General features: G+C 64.6%; 15 protein-coding genes. 11 read left to right on the forward strand and 4 right to left on the reverse strand.

The features are described from left to right. The first annotated feature begins 61 nt into the window (after positions 1-61). Positions 62-2,785 (forward strand): TonB-dependent receptor, encoded by a 2,724-nt coding sequence (locus AC07UC_RS16025; protein ID WP_494906692.1) that lies wholly within the window; start codon positions 62-64, stop codon positions 2,783-2,785. Positions 2,786-2,893: 108 nt separating this feature from the next. Next, positions 2,894-3,994, forward strand: coding sequence for a KamA family radical SAM protein (locus tag AC07UC_RS16030; RefSeq protein ID WP_494906693.1), 1,101 nt, complete (start codon positions 2,894-2,896; stop codon positions 3,992-3,994). Positions 3,995-4,006: 12 nt separating this feature from the next. Here AC07UC_RS16030 and AC07UC_RS16035 read toward each other — a convergent pair whose 3' ends face one another. From AC07UC_RS16035 to AC07UC_RS16050, 4 genes are all read right to left on the reverse strand, one after another. After that, on the reverse strand, positions 4,007-5,818 hold the full coding sequence (locus AC07UC_RS16035) for an MORN repeat-containing protein (RefSeq protein ID WP_494906694.1): 1,812 nt from the start codon (positions 5,816-5,818) through the stop codon (positions 4,007-4,009). Between the two features lie 224 nt (positions 5,819-6,042). Beyond that, positions 6,043-6,660: a 4'-phosphopantetheinyl transferase family protein gene (locus tag AC07UC_RS16040; protein ID WP_494906695.1), complete on the reverse strand. Its 618-nt coding sequence runs from the start codon at positions 6,658-6,660 to the stop codon at positions 6,043-6,045. Positions 6,661-6,707: 47 nt separating this feature from the next. Then, positions 6,708-7,190 carry a GNAT family N-acetyltransferase gene (locus AC07UC_RS16045; protein ID WP_140773995.1) on the reverse strand — a complete coding sequence of 161 codons (483 nt, stop codon included), beginning with the start codon at positions 7,188-7,190 and terminating at the stop codon, positions 6,708-6,710. A 29-nt stretch (positions 7,191-7,219) separates the two neighbouring features. After that, a complete protein-coding gene (locus AC07UC_RS16050; protein WP_494906696.1) occupies positions 7,220-11,347 on the reverse strand; it encodes a Pls/PosA family non-ribosomal peptide synthetase in 4,128 nt (1,375 codons plus the stop codon). Between the two features lie 345 nt (positions 11,348-11,692). On the opposite strand from AC07UC_RS16050, the gene AC07UC_RS16055 reads away from it, so the two are divergent. The 9 genes from AC07UC_RS16055 to AC07UC_RS16095 all read left to right on the forward strand — a co-directional run bounded on the left by AC07UC_RS16055 (position 11,693) and on the right by AC07UC_RS16095 (position 18,067). Next, on the forward strand, positions 11,693-12,760 hold the full coding sequence (locus AC07UC_RS16055) for a helix-turn-helix domain-containing protein (RefSeq protein WP_494906697.1): 1,068 nt from the start codon (positions 11,693-11,695) through the stop codon (positions 12,758-12,760). A gap of 166 nt (positions 12,761-12,926) precedes the next feature. Continuing rightward, a complete protein-coding gene (locus AC07UC_RS16060; RefSeq protein ID WP_494906698.1) occupies positions 12,927-13,889 on the forward strand; it encodes an AraC family transcriptional regulator in 963 nt (320 codons plus the stop codon). A 168-nt stretch (positions 13,890-14,057) separates the two neighbouring features. Next, entirely contained in the window at positions 14,058-14,357 is a 300-nt protein-coding gene (locus AC07UC_RS16065) for a hypothetical protein (protein ID WP_140773991.1), read from the forward strand. Between the two features lie 231 nt (positions 14,358-14,588). Continuing rightward, positions 14,589-14,825 (forward strand): DUF680 domain-containing protein, encoded by a 237-nt coding sequence (locus AC07UC_RS16070; RefSeq protein WP_140773990.1) that lies wholly within the window; start codon positions 14,589-14,591, stop codon positions 14,823-14,825. Between the two features lie 49 nt (positions 14,826-14,874). Beyond that, the gene (locus AC07UC_RS16075) at positions 14,875-15,123 is read left to right on the forward strand and encodes a DUF680 domain-containing protein (protein ID WP_494906699.1); all 249 of its coding nucleotides are present in this window, start codon (positions 14,875-14,877) and stop codon (positions 15,121-15,123) included. A gap of 128 nt (positions 15,124-15,251) precedes the next feature. Then, a complete protein-coding gene (locus tag AC07UC_RS16080) occupies positions 15,252-16,223 on the forward strand; it encodes an MBL fold metallo-hydrolase (RefSeq protein WP_140773988.1) in 972 nt (323 codons plus the stop codon). Positions 16,224-16,254: 31 nt separating this feature from the next. Then, positions 16,255-16,734: a tetratricopeptide repeat protein gene (locus tag AC07UC_RS16085; RefSeq protein WP_140773987.1), complete on the forward strand. Its 480-nt coding sequence runs from the start codon at positions 16,255-16,257 to the stop codon at positions 16,732-16,734. A gap of 258 nt (positions 16,735-16,992) precedes the next feature. Then, positions 16,993-17,514, forward strand: a complete 522-nt coding sequence (locus AC07UC_RS16090; protein WP_140773986.1) for a DoxX family protein — start codon at positions 16,993-16,995, stop codon at positions 17,512-17,514. A gap of 307 nt (positions 17,515-17,821) precedes the next feature. Further along, the gene (locus tag AC07UC_RS16095) at positions 17,822-18,067 is read left to right on the forward strand and encodes a hypothetical protein (protein ID WP_494906700.1); all 246 of its coding nucleotides are present in this window, start codon (positions 17,822-17,824) and stop codon (positions 18,065-18,067) included. Positions 18,068-18,145: the final 78 nt, after the last annotated feature.

Below are 18,145 nucleotides of genomic sequence, written 5' to 3' on the forward strand. Positions count from 1 at the left end.
TGCCGTCAGCCGCTGCCAAACAGGCCTCCCTTCCACAAAATGAAAATGGAGCGGCTGGGCCATGGGGCTGGGGCAGAAGACTGATGCGACAAGAGGATTTGGACGAAGGCTGCTGATCGCGGCGCTGCTGTCATCGACGGTGGGCGCGGCAATGGTTGCCGTGCAAGGGGAGGCGCATGGGCAATCCGCGCAGCAGGCGACCTTCAACATTCCGCCCGGCTCGCTTTCGGGCGCGCTGGCGGCGTTCGGCAGGCAGGCCAGGCTGCAGGTCACCTATCTGCCCGAGATCGCCGCGGGCAAGCGGTCGCCCGGCGTCTCCGGGGCGGCGGCACCCGGCGCGGCGCTGGCGCGGATCCTGCAGGGCACGGGCCTGACCCATGCCTTCACCGGCGCCAACACGGTGACGATCAGCGACAGGGTCGCCGCCGCGCACGCGCCGTCGGCGGGCGCGGCGGACGGTTTGACGCTCGACCCGATAACCGTCGTCGCCGGCGGCGGCAGTCCGGGCGAGGAGCCGTACAGAACAGCGGCTCCCACCGCCTACATTTCAGGCGAAACCATCGAACGGTTCCGCGGCTCGAGCCCGGCCGAAATTTTTCGCGGCACGCCGGGTGTTATGTCGGGCGAGGCGCGCAACGGCGCCGGTTCCATCGACGTCAACGTGCGCGGCATGCAAGGCATGGGCCGCGTCAACGTCACCGTCGATGGGGCGGAAAACTCGCTGCAGGTCTATCAGGGCTACCAGGGCATCTCGAACCGCACCTTTGTCGATCCGGACCTTCTGGGCGGTGTCGACATCACCAAGGGCTCCGACGTCGCGTCCTACGGCATTGCCGGGACCGTCGCCATGAGGACGTTGAACCCGTCCGACATCGTCGAGGACGGCAAGACATTCGGGGTGCGGCTGAAGGGCGGCTTTGGCTCGAACACGAGCACGCCCCAGCCTGGCGACAAGGCCGGCTATCTCATCAGCAACCCCCTTGGCTCCACGAATGATCCGAATTCGGGTTATGGCGTGATCACACCCTCCGGAACCGGACTGGATCGGCCAGGCTTGCTGAAGCCCACGCAGGGCTCGGTCAGCATCGTCGCGGCGGTCAAGCAGGAGGACTTCGACTTTCTCGTCGGCTATGCCTATCGTGACCAGGGCAACTACCACGCCGGCAAGTACGGCCCCCACGCCAATCCCGTCAGAACAGGTCCCCAGCCTTACTGTTATGCGAGCGGTGAATGCCCATCCTATCTTCTCTACAGGGACTATGTCGTAAACACCGGCATCGCCAATTATCGCCCCGGCGAGGAAGTGCTCAACACGCAGCTTGAATCCCAGTCCTGGATCACCAAGGGCACCTGGCGTTTCGGTGACGGACAGAGCCTGCAATTTGGCTATACCGGCTTCCGCAGCGAGGCCGGCGACCGGCTGGCTTCAGCGCTCGGCAACGCTACCGGACAGGCGGTCCAGCAGACACAGACAACCGGCACCAAGGTCGACACCGGCACGCTGCGCTATCGCCTCAATCCGGAAGGCAACGACCTGCTCGATCTCACCGCCAATCTGTGGATGACCAATCTCGAGCTGCGCAACCCGCCGCGCAACGCCTATGGCCAGCGGCCCCCGGGTGTGCCGGCGGACTACCGCACGGGCTCCGATACAGTCATGTGGGGCGGCGAGGTCTCCAACAAGTCCAAATTCGTCACCGACTATGGCGCGCTCGATTTCACCTACGGCCTGACCTACCGCAACGAGGACACCAAGCCGAGCGGATTGACCGACACGATCGAAGGCTGGCTCAACCTGCGCGACGCCGAGCGGCAGGAGGCGGCGGGCTATGCCAAGCTGGCCTACAAGCCGGTGGACTGGCTGACGCTGAATGCCGGCCTGCGCTATTCGCAGTTCTGGTCGCATGACCGGCGCACGCAGGCCAACTCACCTGATCAGTTGAATGCCAAGCCCGACCGCAGCGACGGCGGCTTCAGCCCGTCGGTCGGCGTGACGGTCGAGCCGTTCGACGGCACGCAGTTCTATGTCAACTATTCCAATGCCTTGCGCTTCCCCAGCCTGTTCGAGTCGGTCTCGGCCTTCACCATCATCCCCAATCCGAACCTCGGCCCGGAGCGCTCCAGCAATTGGGAGCTTGGCATGAATGTCCACAGGAATGGCCTGTTCACCGATACCGATACCGGCATGCTCAAGCTCGGCTACTTCAACTGGAACGTGAAGGATTATATCGCGCGCTCGTTCCGGTCGTTCCCGGGCGACGGCTACACCTGGTACGGCATGCAGGTCTACAATATCGACCGTGCCAGATTCTCCGGCGTGGAATTGTCCGGCCGCTACGAGATCGGCGACTTCGCGGCGGATTTCGCGGCCAACTACTATCTCAATGTCGAGTTCTGTCAGCTGAACGGCGCCTGCGACACAAAGACGATGTATGGCGACTACGCCACCAACCAGGTGCCGCCAAAATATTCGCTCGACCTGACGCTGACGCAGAAATTCTTCGAGGACAGGCTGACGCTGGGCGGCAGGGCTTCCTATGTCGGGCCGCGCGCCATCGGCCACGGCCAGGTGACCAGCCAGGGGCTCAGCCAGTTCATTTCGCTGGTCAAATGGGATCCCTACACGCTGGTCGATGTCTTTGCCGAATACAAGCTGACGGAGAACCTGACGGCGACAGCGCGGATCGAGAACCTGTTCGACAGATACTATGTCGATCCGCTTGGGCTGGTGACCGAGCCGGGACCGGGGCGGACGTTTTATGGGTCGTTGACGGCGAAGTTCTGAGGGCATCGCACAAAGGTCGCGGAGTGGGGCGGGCGTCGTTGGCTTCCGTGGCGGTTGACCGCGCCGCCCATCCGGCCGATAGGTCCGCGCGAACAGCCGAGACCTGCAATGACCGACCTCAAAGATGCGACCCGCGAACCGGACGCCGCCTGGCAGGACGATGTCCGCCAGGGTGTGCGCCATGTGCGCGACCTTGCCTCCCTGCCGCTTTCGCCCGCCGAGCGCCAAGCCGCGCAGGAGGCCGCCGGCCGGCACAAGGTGCGTGCGCCGAAAGCCTATCTCGACCTGATCGACTGGAACGACCCGGCCGACCCGGTCCGCGCGCAGGTCATCCCGTCACCGGGCGAACTGGTGGAAACGGAGGGCGAGCTTGGCGATCCGATCGCCGACCATGATTTCAGCCCGGTGCCCAGGCTGACGCATCGCCATGCCGACCGGGTGCTGTTGTTCCCGACCTATCAGTGCGCGGTCTATTGCCGATTCTGCTTCCGCAAGGAATCGCTGACCTCGATCGGCCGCGGCTACACGCGCGAGGCGCTGGAGCCGGCGCTGGCCTATATCGCCGAGCATCCAGAAATCCGCGAAGTGATCCTGACCGGCGGCGATCCGCTGTCGCTGCCGGACAAGGCGCTGGCCGAAATCCGCGCCCGCATCGAGGCCATTCCGCATGTGCGGCTGCTGCGCGTCCACACACGCGTGCCGGTGGCGCTGCCGGCGCGCATCACAGCGGGGCTGGTCGAGGCGCTGCAGGGCCGGCTGATGGTCACCGTCGTCACCCATTTCAACCACGCGCGGGAGATAACCGACGCCACCGAGGCGGCCTGCCGGACGATGCGGCAGGCAGGCTTCGTGCTGCTCAACCAGAGTGTTCTCTTGAAAGGCGTCAATGACAGCGTCGAGGTGCTGGAAGAGCTCTGCCGCGAGCTGATGTACCGGCTCGGGGTAAAACCCTATTACCTCCATCATGGCGATCTCGCGCGCGGGATGGCCCACCGCCGCACCACGATCGCGCAGGGCCAGGCGCTGGTGGAAGCGCTCAGGGCGCGCCTGTCCGGCATCTGCAATCCCATCTATGTGCTCGACCTGCCGGAAGGCGGCGGCAAGGTGCCGCTCGGGCCGTGCCCTGTCGAGGGCCGCGACGGGGAGAGCTGGCGCATACGCGGGCTGGATGGGAAGGTGAGAGACTATCGGGAGATTGTCGCTAAGTAGCTGTGCAGGGTCTTAGTGGCAGACATTGTACTGGATGCCCGGGTCGCATTTGCGGCCTTCATAGTACCCGAAAGTATCTTCGCGCGGCCTGAACCACAACAGCTCCAGCGGCTTGCTCTGCCGCTCGCTTCCATCGGCGAATTTCGCCCTGATACGGAATTTGTGGATGGACGAACGGTCGGCGTGAAACTTGAACCGGGCGATGAGGCGCGCGACGTTGCGATTGCCACGCATGGGCACGCCGATGCTGTAGTTCTTCCGGTTGAGCGGCAGGTAGACGTCCTGATACCGCGTCGCTTCGGGCGAACTGTCCATGCCGGAGCCACATTCGGCGACGGATTCGGGCACCTCCAGCGCGGCAAGAGATATGGGAACAGTGAAAGGCTGTTCCTCGGTGTGAATCCTGTCTGCTGGGTCCCTCCACTTGTATTTCATCTTGCCGACCAGATTCGTCAGCATCACGCCTTCGTTCCTATAGATCGACCTTCCGATCACGCCGAGTTCGGTGGCGGCAAGGAACTGCCGCGAGCACGCTTCCAACTCCTCGATCGACCCGCATTTGAAATGCCGCTTCGCGAGGGCATCCACGTCAGCGCCGGCCTGCCGGATTGAGTTCAGCACGTCGATATTCCCCGACGAATCGAAACCATCGATGCCCTGTATGTCGAACGGTGTGGAGGCGTGGCTCTGATCGTCGGAGAAGACGAAATGGAATTCCGGCTCCAATACCTTGCCCCAACCCTCGTTTGTGATAGCGAATTGTGGACTGAACCCAACGCACCCCACATCGGGGTAGAGGGAGAGCATCGGCTTGTTGAAGGCTTGGCTCTCGGAAAAATCCAGCGACATGCTGGCAACCTTACCTTTCTGGTTGTTTGCCGAAGACAGTTCCACCTTGAGGAAAGCAAAGACCTGGTCCCACGCCACCATGCTCAAGGCGTGGTCCTGGACGTCGATCCGGGTTTCGCTGTTCCAGAATTTCATCAAGTAATCTGATCTGGGATAGAGCTCTATTTTGTCGCCCGACGCTGCTGTTTCATATTGAAGCAATGGACCGGATTCCAGATTGATGCGCTCGTCGATCGCCGCCGATATGGAAAATCCGGCTGCCTGGCCCGACTTGCTACCGGCTTTCAGCAGTCCGCCCATTCGTGCGTCGGCGAAAAGATCCGGCCGTTTCGCGCCCACTTCGCGGCCATCCTGCCAGACGGATTGATAGGTCGTCCCGCCTGGGAGTTGCGTCGTTCCTGTCCCGTCGCGGACACCGTTGCGGAAAGTGCCTGTGAAGATTTCGCCGTTCGTCGAGATATAGCGTGCCGGCCCATCGGCAACACCATGCCGCATGCGGCCCTGATAGCGGTTGCCGGCTTCATCCACCCACAGCACCGTCCCGTCGGGGGCGCCATCGAGCCAGTCGCCGTCGAGATATTCGCCAGAGCGCAGCTCCAGCCGGCCATGCCCGGACGGCTTGCCTTGGGATAAAGACCCGACATAGGTGCTGAAGACGGCGGACGGATCGTAGGAAGGCGAGGCGCCCACTCGCCATTGCAACCGCCCCTGTCCGGAAGGAATGCCTTCAGGCGACAGCCCGCCGACGGGGAGCTTCGGATCGGGGTCCCAGACGAAGTCCAGCCCTTTTTCGGGGCTTGGATCCCACACGCGCACCGTCTTTCGCGAAACCGACCTGGTCTTGGCGTCATAGATGGCTTGAACGCGCGCATCCCAGTCCGGATGTGGCGATGGATGAAGGTAGTCGCCGCAAACCGCCTTTACTGTTGCGAACATCACAACAAGCGCGGCCAACAGACCTGTCCTGGCAACCATCCGCTATTCTCCCCACCCGACGATGATTGCTAAGGCAACATTGTGCCAAGTCAATAGAGAAGTCCGGCGTCAACGATATGGTCGAAGTATTGGGGAGATTATGCCGCGAGCCGATTTATTGGCCGTGCTCCATCGAGGGCCGTGACGGGGAGAGCTGGCGCATAAGCGGGCTGGACGGGAAGGTGAGGGACTATCGGGAGATCGTGGGCGAATAGGGCCGCTTGCTATTCCCTAACAAACGCCAACACGGCTACACGCGGGGCGACGCAATATGCGAGGCCGACCCCGCGGCCGGTCTTCGTCGTCGCGCGGCCTGCGTCGAGATCCACCGCGATATCCTCGTAGCCCAGCACCTCGCGATCGAGCGGATAGGCTGCCTTGTAGACCGCTTCCTTGGCGGCAAAGAGGATGCGGCCGGCAAGCCGCGGGTCGGTCGCGCCTGTCCGGTCCGCGGCGGTTACAACGATTCCGAAAATATCATCGGGCAGGGGCAGCGCGGGCTCGACGTCGATACCGAGCGAGAGGATCCGGCCGACCGTCGCGACCGTCGCGACCGCCGCGACGGCCATGTCGTCGTCATGGGCGAGCGAACCAATTATCCCGTCCGGCCAGGCGGGTGCGCCGGATGGCGCACGCGGGAGAGCGACGTCGTCGAAGCCGATATCCGCCAGCAGCCGGTGCGCGATCCAGCGGGCCGCACCGCTCGCCCGCCGCATGGCCGGCTGGCGCGCCGGAATGGAGCGCGCCTCCTCGGGCAAAAGATGGGTCTCGTCGCCTTCGCGTATGAGCCGGCATCCGGTGCGGACCCCATACGGGGCGAGGGCGGCCAGCGCTTGGGCCAAGGAGGTTTCCTCGGGCAGATCCGGAGGCGAAGGATTTGCGGCAGGCGTCATCGATCGCCCATCGATGCCGGCAAGGCGAGGTCGGCGATCATTTCGCCATCCTCGTCGAGCCCTTCTTCCACGAAACCGGCGGCGCGGTAGAGCTGGCGTGCCGCCTCATTCTCCGGCTCGTAGCAGATGGAAACGTGCCTGATGTGATCGAGCCCGCCGATTTCGCGCAGCACCTCGCGCAGCGCGGCCTTGCCGTAGCCTTTGCCCTGGCTGGCGCGGTCGATCATGAACCGGTAGATGCGCGCCTCGTCATCATCGCGCGGCGCCTCGTACATCAGGAACCCGACAACACGATCCCCGGCCATGATCGCGCGCGGCCGCGCGTCGTGATCGGACCTGGCTTCGCGCAGCGAGGCCGCGTTGCCCGCGACGAAATCCATCTGCTCCGGCGCCAGCCGCAGTGCTGTCACAAGCGCGCGATTGGCCGGGGTAACCGGCGCGATCCGGATGTCCGGCGTGCTTCCGGATCGCTCTGTCACGTGACCTCCGATGCTATCGGGATCGAGCGTCAGGATGACGCCGTGGAGCCGTCATCCATGATCGGCTCGACGAAACGATGCAGCTTGGCCGGGTTGCCGCGCCAGATCGAGTTGGGCTCCAGCACCTCGCCCTTCATCACGAAGGAGTCCGCATCGACCATCGATCCCTTGCCCATGACGACGCCGTAATGGACAAAGGCGGACGGTCCGAGCGTGCAACCGTCACCGATGCGGATGAAGTCCGACTTGAACGCACCTTCTTCCAGCGAATGGGCCTGGATGACGCAGCCCTCGTTGAGCGTGACGTCATCGCCGATCTCCACCAGGGAACGCTCGGTCAGGTTGCTGCCGCCGTCATAGACCCGCTTGCCGACCTTGACGCCCAGCATGCGCAGGATGATCGGCCGGAACGGCGTGCCGCCGAACAGGCGCACGATCGGTGTATCGGCAAGCTTCCAATGGCGTTCGTGGCGCCAGAAGTCGACATCGTAGATCGTCGTCATCCGCGGCTTCAGCCGCCCAAAGCCAAGGCTTGCCCGCTCGACAAAAATGTAGAACGGAATGGTGATCGCCGATGTCAGGAGCACGGCGACGAAGAGGGCGACCTCGTTCCATTCGGTGTAGTAGTTCAGCGCGCGGTCCCAGATCGCCAGCGTGGCGAACAGCATGACCCATTGCGTTGCCATGAACAGAAGGATCGTCACCAGATTGTGGCGGTTCTTGAACGGGATGCGCTGGCGCCGGTCGGCCTCGTCGACGCCGGCGATGAGTTCCTTGTCGCGGTTCACCATGCGCGGGATTTCAAAGGCAGGCGAACCCAGGAGCCCGACATTCTCGCGCACCGGGCCATCGATGGGGATCATCACCTTGGTGCCGAGCAGGACGTTGTCGCCCGTGCGGCCATCCGGCGGATAGTAGATGTTGTTGCCGAGATAGTTGCGCTCGCCAATGCGTGTCGGCTCGAGCCGGAAAGCCGAGGCGGATTTGTGCACATTGATCATGAACAGCCCGTCGGACACCATGGTCTCGGTGCCGATCTCGCACAGAAGCGGGTTTTCGTGCTGCTGGTTGGAGCCGAAATTGGAGCCGGTCTGCACCACCTTGTTGAGGTTCCAGCCGATGGCGCTCATATAGTGGACGATGGCCGAGCTGTCGCCGAACAGCAGCCCCAGCACGCGCGAGTTGCTCGAGAATTCGGAGACGGTCTGCAGCCAGTAGCGGAAGCCGTAGAGCGTGTAGGTGCGGCCCGGCTTCAGGATCAGGCTGAAAACGCGCGGCACCACCGTGGCGGCGAGAAAGGCCACGGCGATATAGCCGAACAGCGTGACCGTGGTGCCGATCGCGACAAGGCCGATCGTCTCCTGATAGTCGTCGCCGACATATTCCCAATAGCTGTGGAACAGGAGCGGCAGCGGGGTGATGACAGCGAACAGCAGCACCAGCTGAACGGCTTCATAGAGGAAACGCCGAACCTCGTAAGGGTTGGCATTGCGCACCTTGCAATAGTCCGCCGTGGTCGGCACGGCCGGCGATCCGTGCCAGTGCTCGCCGTCGGGAATGCTTTGCCCGCTCTGCAGCGAGGACGAATGGCCGAGCTGGCCGCCATCGCCGATCGAGGTGTCGATGTCGAGCGTGGAGCCGACGCCGACGAAGGCGTCGCGACCGATGGTCAGCGGACCGGTATGGATATAGCCGGACTGGGCGCGATAGCCGAGGATCATCGATTCCTTGCGCAGGATCGTGTTGGCGCCGATCGAGATCAGGTCCGTGCAGACCGGCACGGATTTGGATTCGATGACGGCGTTGTGGCCGAGCTTGGTGCCGAGAAGCCTGAGATAGATGCTGTAGAGCGGGCTGCCGCGGAACAGCACGACGGGCGCCGTGCGGATCAGCGTCTTGACGACCCAGAAGCGATAGTAGCGCAGGCCCCAGATGGGAAACGCTTCCGCCTTCCAGCGGCCGACGAGCAGCCATTTCGCGGCAACGGCAAAGCCGGACATGCCGAAGAACACGCCGGCGGAGAGCGCCACGCACCTGATGTAAAGCTGCAGCGGCTCGTCGAGCGCGTCATAGACCCAGTCGAGGCCGTGGTCGAGAACCCACAGCGCGGCATAGCTGTAGACAAGGTAGAACATGAGCTGCGCCATTCCGCAGGTCCAATAGACAAGGTTTGATGCCTGGCGGGTGAGGACAGGCTCATTGGTGGCCGTTGTCATCTCTTCCGCTACGCTCAGATGCTTGGCCAGGCGCGCCACGGTCGGATAGAGATAGATGTCGCGCATGGACGTCGTCGCCCATTCCTTGCGGGTGCGAACGCGGGCGCAGAAATGCGCCATCAGCAGCGAGTTGGCGCCGAGGTCGTCGAAGAAATTGTCCTCGACCGAGACCGCGTCGAATTTCAGCACGGCGGCCAGCGCGTCCGCCAGGAAGCGCTCGTCGTCATTGCCGGGCGCGACCATCTCGCGGTCGGCGGAAAGCCGCACGCTGGTCGGCTTCGGCAACTGGCGAAGATCCACCTTGTTGGAGACGGTCATCGGGATCGCCGGCAGTTCCTCCAGATAGGAGGGCACCATGTAGTCCGGCAGGCGCCGCTTCATCGTCTGGGCGAGATCGGCGCGCGAGATCGCCGGCGCACCGGCCTTGGGCGCGTAGTAGGCGACGAGCTCGACACGGCCGGGCTCGATCTCCCAGGTGGTGACGGCGGCCTGCGCGATGGCGGGCTGGTCCAGCAGCACCGCCTCGATCTCGCCGAGCTCGATGCGATAGCCGCGGATCTTCACCTGGGTGTCGATGCGCCCAGCATACTCGATCTCGCCATCGCCGTTGATCCGGCCAAGGTCGCCCGTGCGGTAGATGCGCTTCGACGGGTTGTTCGGCAGGCCGACGAAATCGGGGATGAACTTCTGTTCGGTGAGGTCTTGCCTGTTGAGATAACCGACCGCGAGCCCGATGCCGGCGATGCCGATCTCGCCCAGTTCACCAGGCTCGGCGAGTTCCGGCAGCGAAGGGTCGAGAATGACGATGGAGTAGGTGGGCAGCGGCGCGCCGATGGTGACGGGCTTGTCCGGCGTCAGTGCGCCCATGGTTGCCGTGACGGTCGCCTCTGTCGGGCCGTAGGTGTTGAGGATCTGCCGCCCGGGCTTCGACCAGCGCACCACCAGATTGTGCGGGCAGGCCTCGCCGCCGACCAGCAGCGTGCGCAGGCTGGGCACGTCGCTCGCCATGGACGACAGCAAGGTCGGGCTGCAGGCCATGCAGGTGATGTCGTGATGGCGCAGGAAATCGGCGAGTTCCTCGCCGACGAGCGGCATCTGGCCGGGGGCAGGCACCACGGTCGCACCGGCGACGAACGGCACCCAGATCTCCTCGGAGGAGAAGTCGAAGGCGATGGTCATGCCCTGGTAGACGCGGTCGCCCGGCCGGTAGCCATAGGATGCGGCGGCGACCCGGATGAAGTTGACGAAGCTCTGGTGCCGGACGGCCACGCCCTTCGGCCTGCCTGTCGTGCCCGAAGTGTAGAGGATGTAGCAGATGTCTTCGACCGCGACGGAGGCCGGCGCCTTGTGCAGCTTCAGCGGCGCGTCGGACTGTTTGGAGATCTCGGCGGCGGCGCTGTCGATCAGCACGTGGGGAACCGGCAACTGGTCGGCGCGCGACGCATAGGTGGCGATGGTGACGATCAGGCTGACGCTGGCGTCGTCGATGATCAGCGCCATGCGCTCTTGCGGGAACGCGGTGGCCAGCGGCACGAAGGCGGCACCCGCCTTCACCACGGCGAGCACCGCGACATAGGTCTCCGCCGACCGGTCGAGGATAAGCCCGACCCGGTCGCCCGGCCGCACGCCGCGCTTGACCAGCAGGCGGGCGAACTGGTTGGCGCGCTTGTCGAGCTCCTGATATGTCCAGACACGTCCCTCGGAGATCACCGCCGGCAGCGTGGCGAATGTCTCGGCGAGCTGCTCGAAAACCGTATCCAGCCGCTCATCGGGCCTGCCTGCCCGGGCGAAGTCCGCGCCGGTCAGAACCTGGCCGTGCGCGGCCGCGGACCGCTGGGCAACTCTTATGAGTGCATCGAAGCTTGCGACGCTGGTTTCGGGCTCTCCGTCCCGTCTTGCCGTGTCCCTGTCGAGTGCGGCGATATCGACACCGTGATCCATTTCCAAACTTTCTCGTCCTGGCCGCGCATTCGCCCGGCTGTTCATGCCGCTGTTCGAGCCGGCATTTTCGGCTGTGCCGCCGCTGCGATTTGACCCTTGTTGATGGCGGACCCGAAGCTTCCGAAAAGGAATCCCGGCAGTCCCCCGCGGGATGGTTATGGCATCCGATCTTTTCGCCAGTTTTTCTGAACTGTTGAAACTTGTTTCTGAATTGTGTCTGAGCCGGACATCAAACAGGGGAAGGGCCGGAGAAGCCGGCCTGCACTTGCCCTGCAATCCCGGTGTTGTCGCGGCCCGCCATCCATGCCTATGCTGGGTGGTTCGCGGCTTTCAGGATCGTGGCGGATGACAGTGGGAGGTAACGGTCAGGACGTGGTGCCGGGAAGTGCCCCCGTGGGTCGCGGGGTGCCGCGTTCGGTGCTGGACACGGCCGGCCTGGCGCCCAGGGACGCGGTCGCGCTCTGGCAGGAGAACATGGGTTTCTTCTATGACGTTCGGCTGCGCAATGGCGGTGACGACCGGTTCCATGTCCGTGCCGAAGCGTTTCATTTCGGCGAGATCGCGCTCAGTTCGTACCGATGTGTCGCGCAGAATTTCGACCGCTCGCGCGCCCGCATCGGACGCGACGGTCTCGATCAGATCACCGTGCAGGTCTGCCTGCGGGGCAGCCACGGCCGCCGCGATGGCGGGCCGGATGAAAAGGCCTGCCCGGGCGACCTGATCGTCTCCGACCTGGCGCAGGTCCAGTCGACGGGGACGTCCGGCATCGACAGCCTCAACCTGACCATGCCGCGCCGCCTGCTGGCGCCGCTTCTGAAGGCGCCGGACGAGCACAATCTGCGCGTCATCCCGGGCAATGCCCCTTTGACGGCGCTGTTGCGCGGCCATCTCCTCGGCCTCTACGAGGCAGCACCCGCCATGAGCGGCCAGGACGCCGAGGCGGTGACCAGGCCGACGCTGGACCTCGCCGCCGCGGCTATCAATTCGGCAGTGACGGTGGCAAACGCCGCTTCGGTGCAATTGGCGCTGGCCGGCGAAATCCGCCGCCACATCGACAGGCATGTCGGCAGTCGGGATCTCGCTGCCGCAACGATAGCCGCGCTGTTCGGCATTTCGACACGCAAGCTCTATTACCTGTTCGAGCCGTATGGCGGCCTTTCCAGATATATCCAGGAGGAAAGGCTGCGCCGCTGCCGCGCCGAGCTCGTCGATCCCGCCCGCCGGCACGAAGCCATCGGCGAGATCGCCGACCGCTACGGCTTCGGCCACCGCAAGAGTTTTGTCCGTGCCTTCCGGCGTTGCTTCGACATGACGCCACGCGAGATGCGGGCGCTCGCCGCGCAGGGGCGCGGCCTGCCAGCCGGACATGGCCCGGACCGCACCCTGTGGCGCTGGATCCGCGACCTCCGCTAGGGCCATTCTTGAGGCCGCGCCAGCCAGCGATCCGATGCCAGTTTTTGCGCCCACGGCCACATTCCTTGCGCCTGCCGCCACATTTGCGCGGAGCGTTCACACAGGCCTTGAATTGCCGCCGCCGCCCGCACGAAAACCAATTGGAAGAACGGGGGGGCGGACGCAGGTGGCCAGCCAGGACAATGTCATCGTCCTGTCCACGGACGAGATCGCGGACCGCGAGCGCGAAGCGGCCGTGCGCGAATTCTACGGCCGCATCTGCATGCGGCTGGACCTTGCTCCGCTCGATCGCGGCGCGCTGCATCTGAGCGCCTCCACCCTCCTATTGCCCGGCGTGAGCGTGGCCGAGGGCAAGGTTTCGCCGATGGCCTGGGAACGCACGGCGGCCTTGCGGCAGGACGCCAATGACGATCTCGTCGTGTCCTGGATCGCGGGCGGCTGGGGCTTCGACACGCCAGGCCAGGGAACCGTCGAGACGCCGGCCGGCGCGCCCTGCATCATGCCGATGGACGGACGCTGGCGCGCCAGGGCGCCAGGCGGGGACTGGACCATCTGCGCCCGCTTCGACAGGTCGACGCTCGAGCCGCTGGTGCGCCATGTCGGCGATCTCAGGCCCGACGCGATCAACCCCGGCACGCCGGAGGCGCGCCTTCTCCTGGCCTATGTCACGGCGGTGGCGCGCGGCGGGATGAGCCCCAAGCTGGCGCCTCTGGCCGCCCAGCACATTGCCGATCTGTTCGCCGCGGCGGTCGGAACCAGCCGCGAGGTGGGCGAGGTGATCGCCGGGCGCGGCGTCCGCGCCGCGCGCATCGAGGCGATCAAGCGCTATATCGAGGACAACTTGCACAGAGCTCGGCTGTCGGCGGAGATGGCGGGAAGGGGCCTCGGGCTCAGCCCACGCTACATCAGGCGTCTTTTCGCCGAGGAAGGGCAGGGCTTTTCCGACTATGTCATGCAAAGGCGGCTGGAGCGGATCCACCGGCAGCTCGCCAGCCCGCTTTTCGCCGCAAGGCCGATCGCCGATCTCGCCTTCGAGGCGGGGCTGGTCGAGCCGTCGACCTTCTACCGGCAGTTCCGGTCGCGTTATCGCATGACGCCTTCCGAGGTGCGCGCCGGCCTGGCGCAGTGAGGCGGCTGTTCCGTCGGTGCCATCCACCTGTGCCATCCCTGCGATACGCCCATGGCCTCACATCAGCATAGTCGCACCCGCGGACGCGGTGCCGGAGGCACGCGCGGGAACGGAGGCTGGGCGGCCGGGCCTCCGCGACATCAGGAAAACTGGCCACAGGAGGCAACAATGCGTGCGGCGAAAAGGTGGATTCTCGGCATCTCGGTTTTCTGCGCCCTTCTTCCAACCGAGGTCTTCGCGGCCTACAAATGCATGAACCCGGCGATCTGCAGGGCTGTCTGCGGCAGCGAGACATGCGGCAAGATCAGCGCCAGCAATCGCGACATGAAGGCGCTGGACCTCGGCGCGTCCGGACAACTCGCCGCCTCCAGCGGCGGTGCTTCATCGGGCACCAGTTCCAAGAAGACCTACACCTGCTCCAACGAGGCGATCTGCATCGCGGTCTGCGGCAAGAAGACCTGCCCGTAAGCGGCGCTGATCTGCGCATTATCGGAGGCGTCGGCGCGCTGCGCCGGCGCCTTTGTGCGTCCATGCGATGGTCCTGGCGGAAAGTGCCTAGCTTGGCCGCGTCCCCCTGAAATCATCTCTTTCAAAAAAATCTCACCGCCTCCGGGAATAAAGCGCCGCCCCGCCGGGTCTTCACTACAGCGGGGCCAATACGGCCCGCGACCCGAAGAAACGAAACAAGGATTTTTGGAAATGACCAAGCTCGCTCTCAGCGTGGCTGCGATGTTGCTTGCCTCGAGTGCTGCCTTTGCCGGCAGCGACCATTTCGAAGGCGGCAACCAGCCTTCCGTCGACACCACCGTCACGGCCTCGATCTCCTACACGGCACCCCAGAACGGCGCCGATGCACAGCTCAGGACCGGACAGGACCGGACCTCGGTTCAGGACATCGTCGCCCAGCACGATCGCGACAGCCTCTGGGGCCGCTAGGCGCACCGCCGGCCTTCAACCCGTCTCTCAACAAACAGGTATCATCGACATGAAAAACCTCGCTCTTACCGCCGTGGCCATTCTGTTGGCCACCACCAGCGCCTTTGCCGGCAGCGACCATTTCAACGCCGACACGGCAAACCAGCCGCTTGCCGCCGTCGACAGCAACGCCACCGCGTCAATCCCCTACAAGGCGCGCCAGAACAAGGTCGACACCAAGGTGACGACCGGTCCCAGCCAGACCGCTCCCCAGACTGATGCGGGCGAATTCGTCGGCCCGCCTGTGCCGGGCAACTGAGTTCGGGGGCGGGACCCCTCCTCGAGGTCCCGACCCGGTCCGCACTCAGGACGGAGGGCCATGTGGCGTGGCCCTCCGTCACACCTTCCGCGATTTCTTGCCGCCACTGCAACCCACAGGAGACCACAATGTTCAGCATGACACGCCGCACAGTGCTTCAATCCGCCGCCGCCGCTGCCGCTTTCGGCCTTGCCGGCAAGCTCGAGTTCACGCGTCCCGCTTTCGCGGAGCTGCTGGTCGAGCCGACCATCGGCTTCTACAAATACACGGTCGGCGATATCGAGGTGACCGCCATCTATGACGGCATCTGGAAGAAGCCGCACGACCCGGCCTTCATCAAGGATGTCTCGGTCGACGAGACCAAGGCAGCGCTCGCCAAGGCGGGGCTGACCACCGACTTCATGCCCATCCCGCTCACCGTCGTCGTGCTCAAGATGGGCGGCAAGCTCATCATGATGGATGCCGGCTCAGGCGTCGGCCAGTGGCAGGCCAATGCCACGCATCTGCCGGCCAACATGGCCGCCGCCGGCATCGACTACAAGGCGATCGACACCATCATGATCTCGCATTTCCACCCCGACCATGTCTGGGGCCTGATGGAGAAGGGCACCAACACGCCGGTGTTCCCCAATGCCGAGCTGATCGTCAACGCCACCGAATACAATTGGTGGACCGATCCGAGCCGGCTGGCCAAGCTGCCCGAGGGCCGCAAGCCGGCGGGCAAGCGCATCGCCGAAAATTTTCCGAAATGGAAGAACTGGAAGCTGGTTCAGGACGGCGCGGAAGTGGCGCCCGGCATCCAGATCATCGCCGCACCCGGCCATACGCCCGGACATTCCGTCTACCTCGCCAATTCCGGCAAGGAACAGCTGATGATCTCGGCCGACACCATGTATGTGCCCGCCCTTCTGGCGCCGCATCCGGAATGGCAGGGCAGCTACGACCAGGACGGGCCCACCGCCATCACCACGCGCCACAAGATCATCGACCGGGTGATCGCGGACAACATCCGCATTTCCGGTTCGCACTTCCCGTTCCCGGGCACCGGCGTCTTCGTGAAAGACGGCAATGCCTATGGCTTCACACCGGTTCAGATTTGAGCACGGCAACTCAAACCAAGCGAGAAAGACAATGAAACAATCCTACCTGGGCAAGCACGCCCTCTACGGCCTGCTCGGCGCCATTGCCGTGCTGACCGTGGTTCCCGTCGCGACGATCATGCCGGCCTATGCGGTGGACGATATCGAGGGCGCCGACGCGCCCGACCTCACCGCCGTCCAGGCCAAGATCGCCGCCAAGGACTACAAGGGCGCGCTGGCCGATCTGCGCGACCTCGCGCAGGACAACCAGCAGGCCGACGTCTACAACCTGCTCGGCTTTACGTTGCGCAAGACCGGCGACTTCACCACCGCGCTGACCTATTACAACAAGGCGCTGGAGCTGAAGCCCGACCACAAGGCCGCCCGCGAATATCTGGGCGAGCTCTATGTCGAGACCGGCGACATGGCCAAGGCCAAGGAGCAGCTGGCCTCGCTGCAGAAACTCTGCCCCGCCGGCTGCGACGAGCTTTCCGACCTGCAAAAGGCCATCGACACCAAGGTGACGCAGTAAAACCGCGACCCATTTCCTTTCCCTCCGCGGGGGCGGGGGAGAGGTGGCCGCGAAGCGGCCGGCGTGGGGGACTGGGACTGACCGCTCCAGTCCCCCACCACAAGTTCGGGCGCTCGTGGCTGGCGCCCATTGCCGGAGCCGGCGCCTCTCCCTCGAGCCGGCTCCGGCCTTTTCGAACATCACATCCGGCAGGCGCCGCTTTTCGCGCGTCCCACGGCGGGGCGGCGCTTGCCTGTGTCCAAAAATTGGAGGCTGACCATGACACCCAATGACATCGCCGCGAAGCTCACCGGCCTCGCCACGAAATACCACATCAGGGACGTGACCCTGCTCGCCGGCCGCCTGCTCATGTCCTTCATCTTCCTGCATGAGGGCGTGACGCTGGCCACCCATTTCGACGGCGCCGCCAAGGCGATGGCCGCGCAAGGCGTCGGGCTGCCGCTGTTCGTCGCCACCATCGCGCTGCAACTGGGGGCAGGGCTCTCGGTGGCGACAGGCCTGCTGACGCGGCTGGGCGGCATCGGGCTCGGCCTGTTCTGCCTGTCCACGGCCTTGCTGTTCCACGTCAATTTCGCCAGCCAGAACGAGCTGCTGCATTTCGAAAAGGACCTGGCCATATCGGGCGGCATGTTCGTGCTGGCCGCCGTCGGCGCCGGCACGCTGTCGCTGGACTGGCTGCTGGCCCGCTATCTGCAAAAGCGCCGGCGCGACAAGGAAATGGTCAACGCGTTGCTGGCCGTGGAGAACCAGTTCTCGTTGGAGGTGCGGCTGCCGGTTTGAGCCATGCGGGGAGGATTGCGGCCCGGGCGCGCGGCACTCGCGGCCGCATTCCACGCAAAATTCCACTGTGGCGGCGGGTTTTACCACGCCGCCTACCACGCCCGCACAAACACCAGGCCCTTATTGAAGCGGCCAACAGCGCAACAACGAACCGACACGGTCGTGCGCTGACAGCCGGACATCGCAAGACCCAGTGAGGGTCGCGGTTGGCCGGTTTCGCCTGAAGAGCAGCAAACACGGTCCCATGAAACGCGGGCGGGCGGCGCGTCGGGGCCAGATGTCAACTTCAAGAAGATGGAAAACTGAAATGAAGAAGATCGTATTGACCATTGCCTCACTGCTGTTTGCCTCCGGCATGGCCTTTGCCGGCAGCGACCACTTCGGCTCGGACTTCGTCCCTGCCGCCGGCGGCTATCCGGCCACCCATGCGATGATGTCCGGCGCCAAGGCGGTCGACCCGCGCGTCACCCACAGCATCACCGACAGCGCGGCGGCAGGACAGTCGCACCTCGACATGCCGGCCGATTCCGGCCAGGGCATCTGGGGCCACTGACACCAAGGCCGTCCACAACGGCCGGCATCCAGGCGGCGGGCTTGCCCCGCCGCCTGGATCATTTTTGCGCTAAGGCTC

Source organism: Mesorhizobium sp. GW821-FHT04C10, from assembly GCF_059420305.1.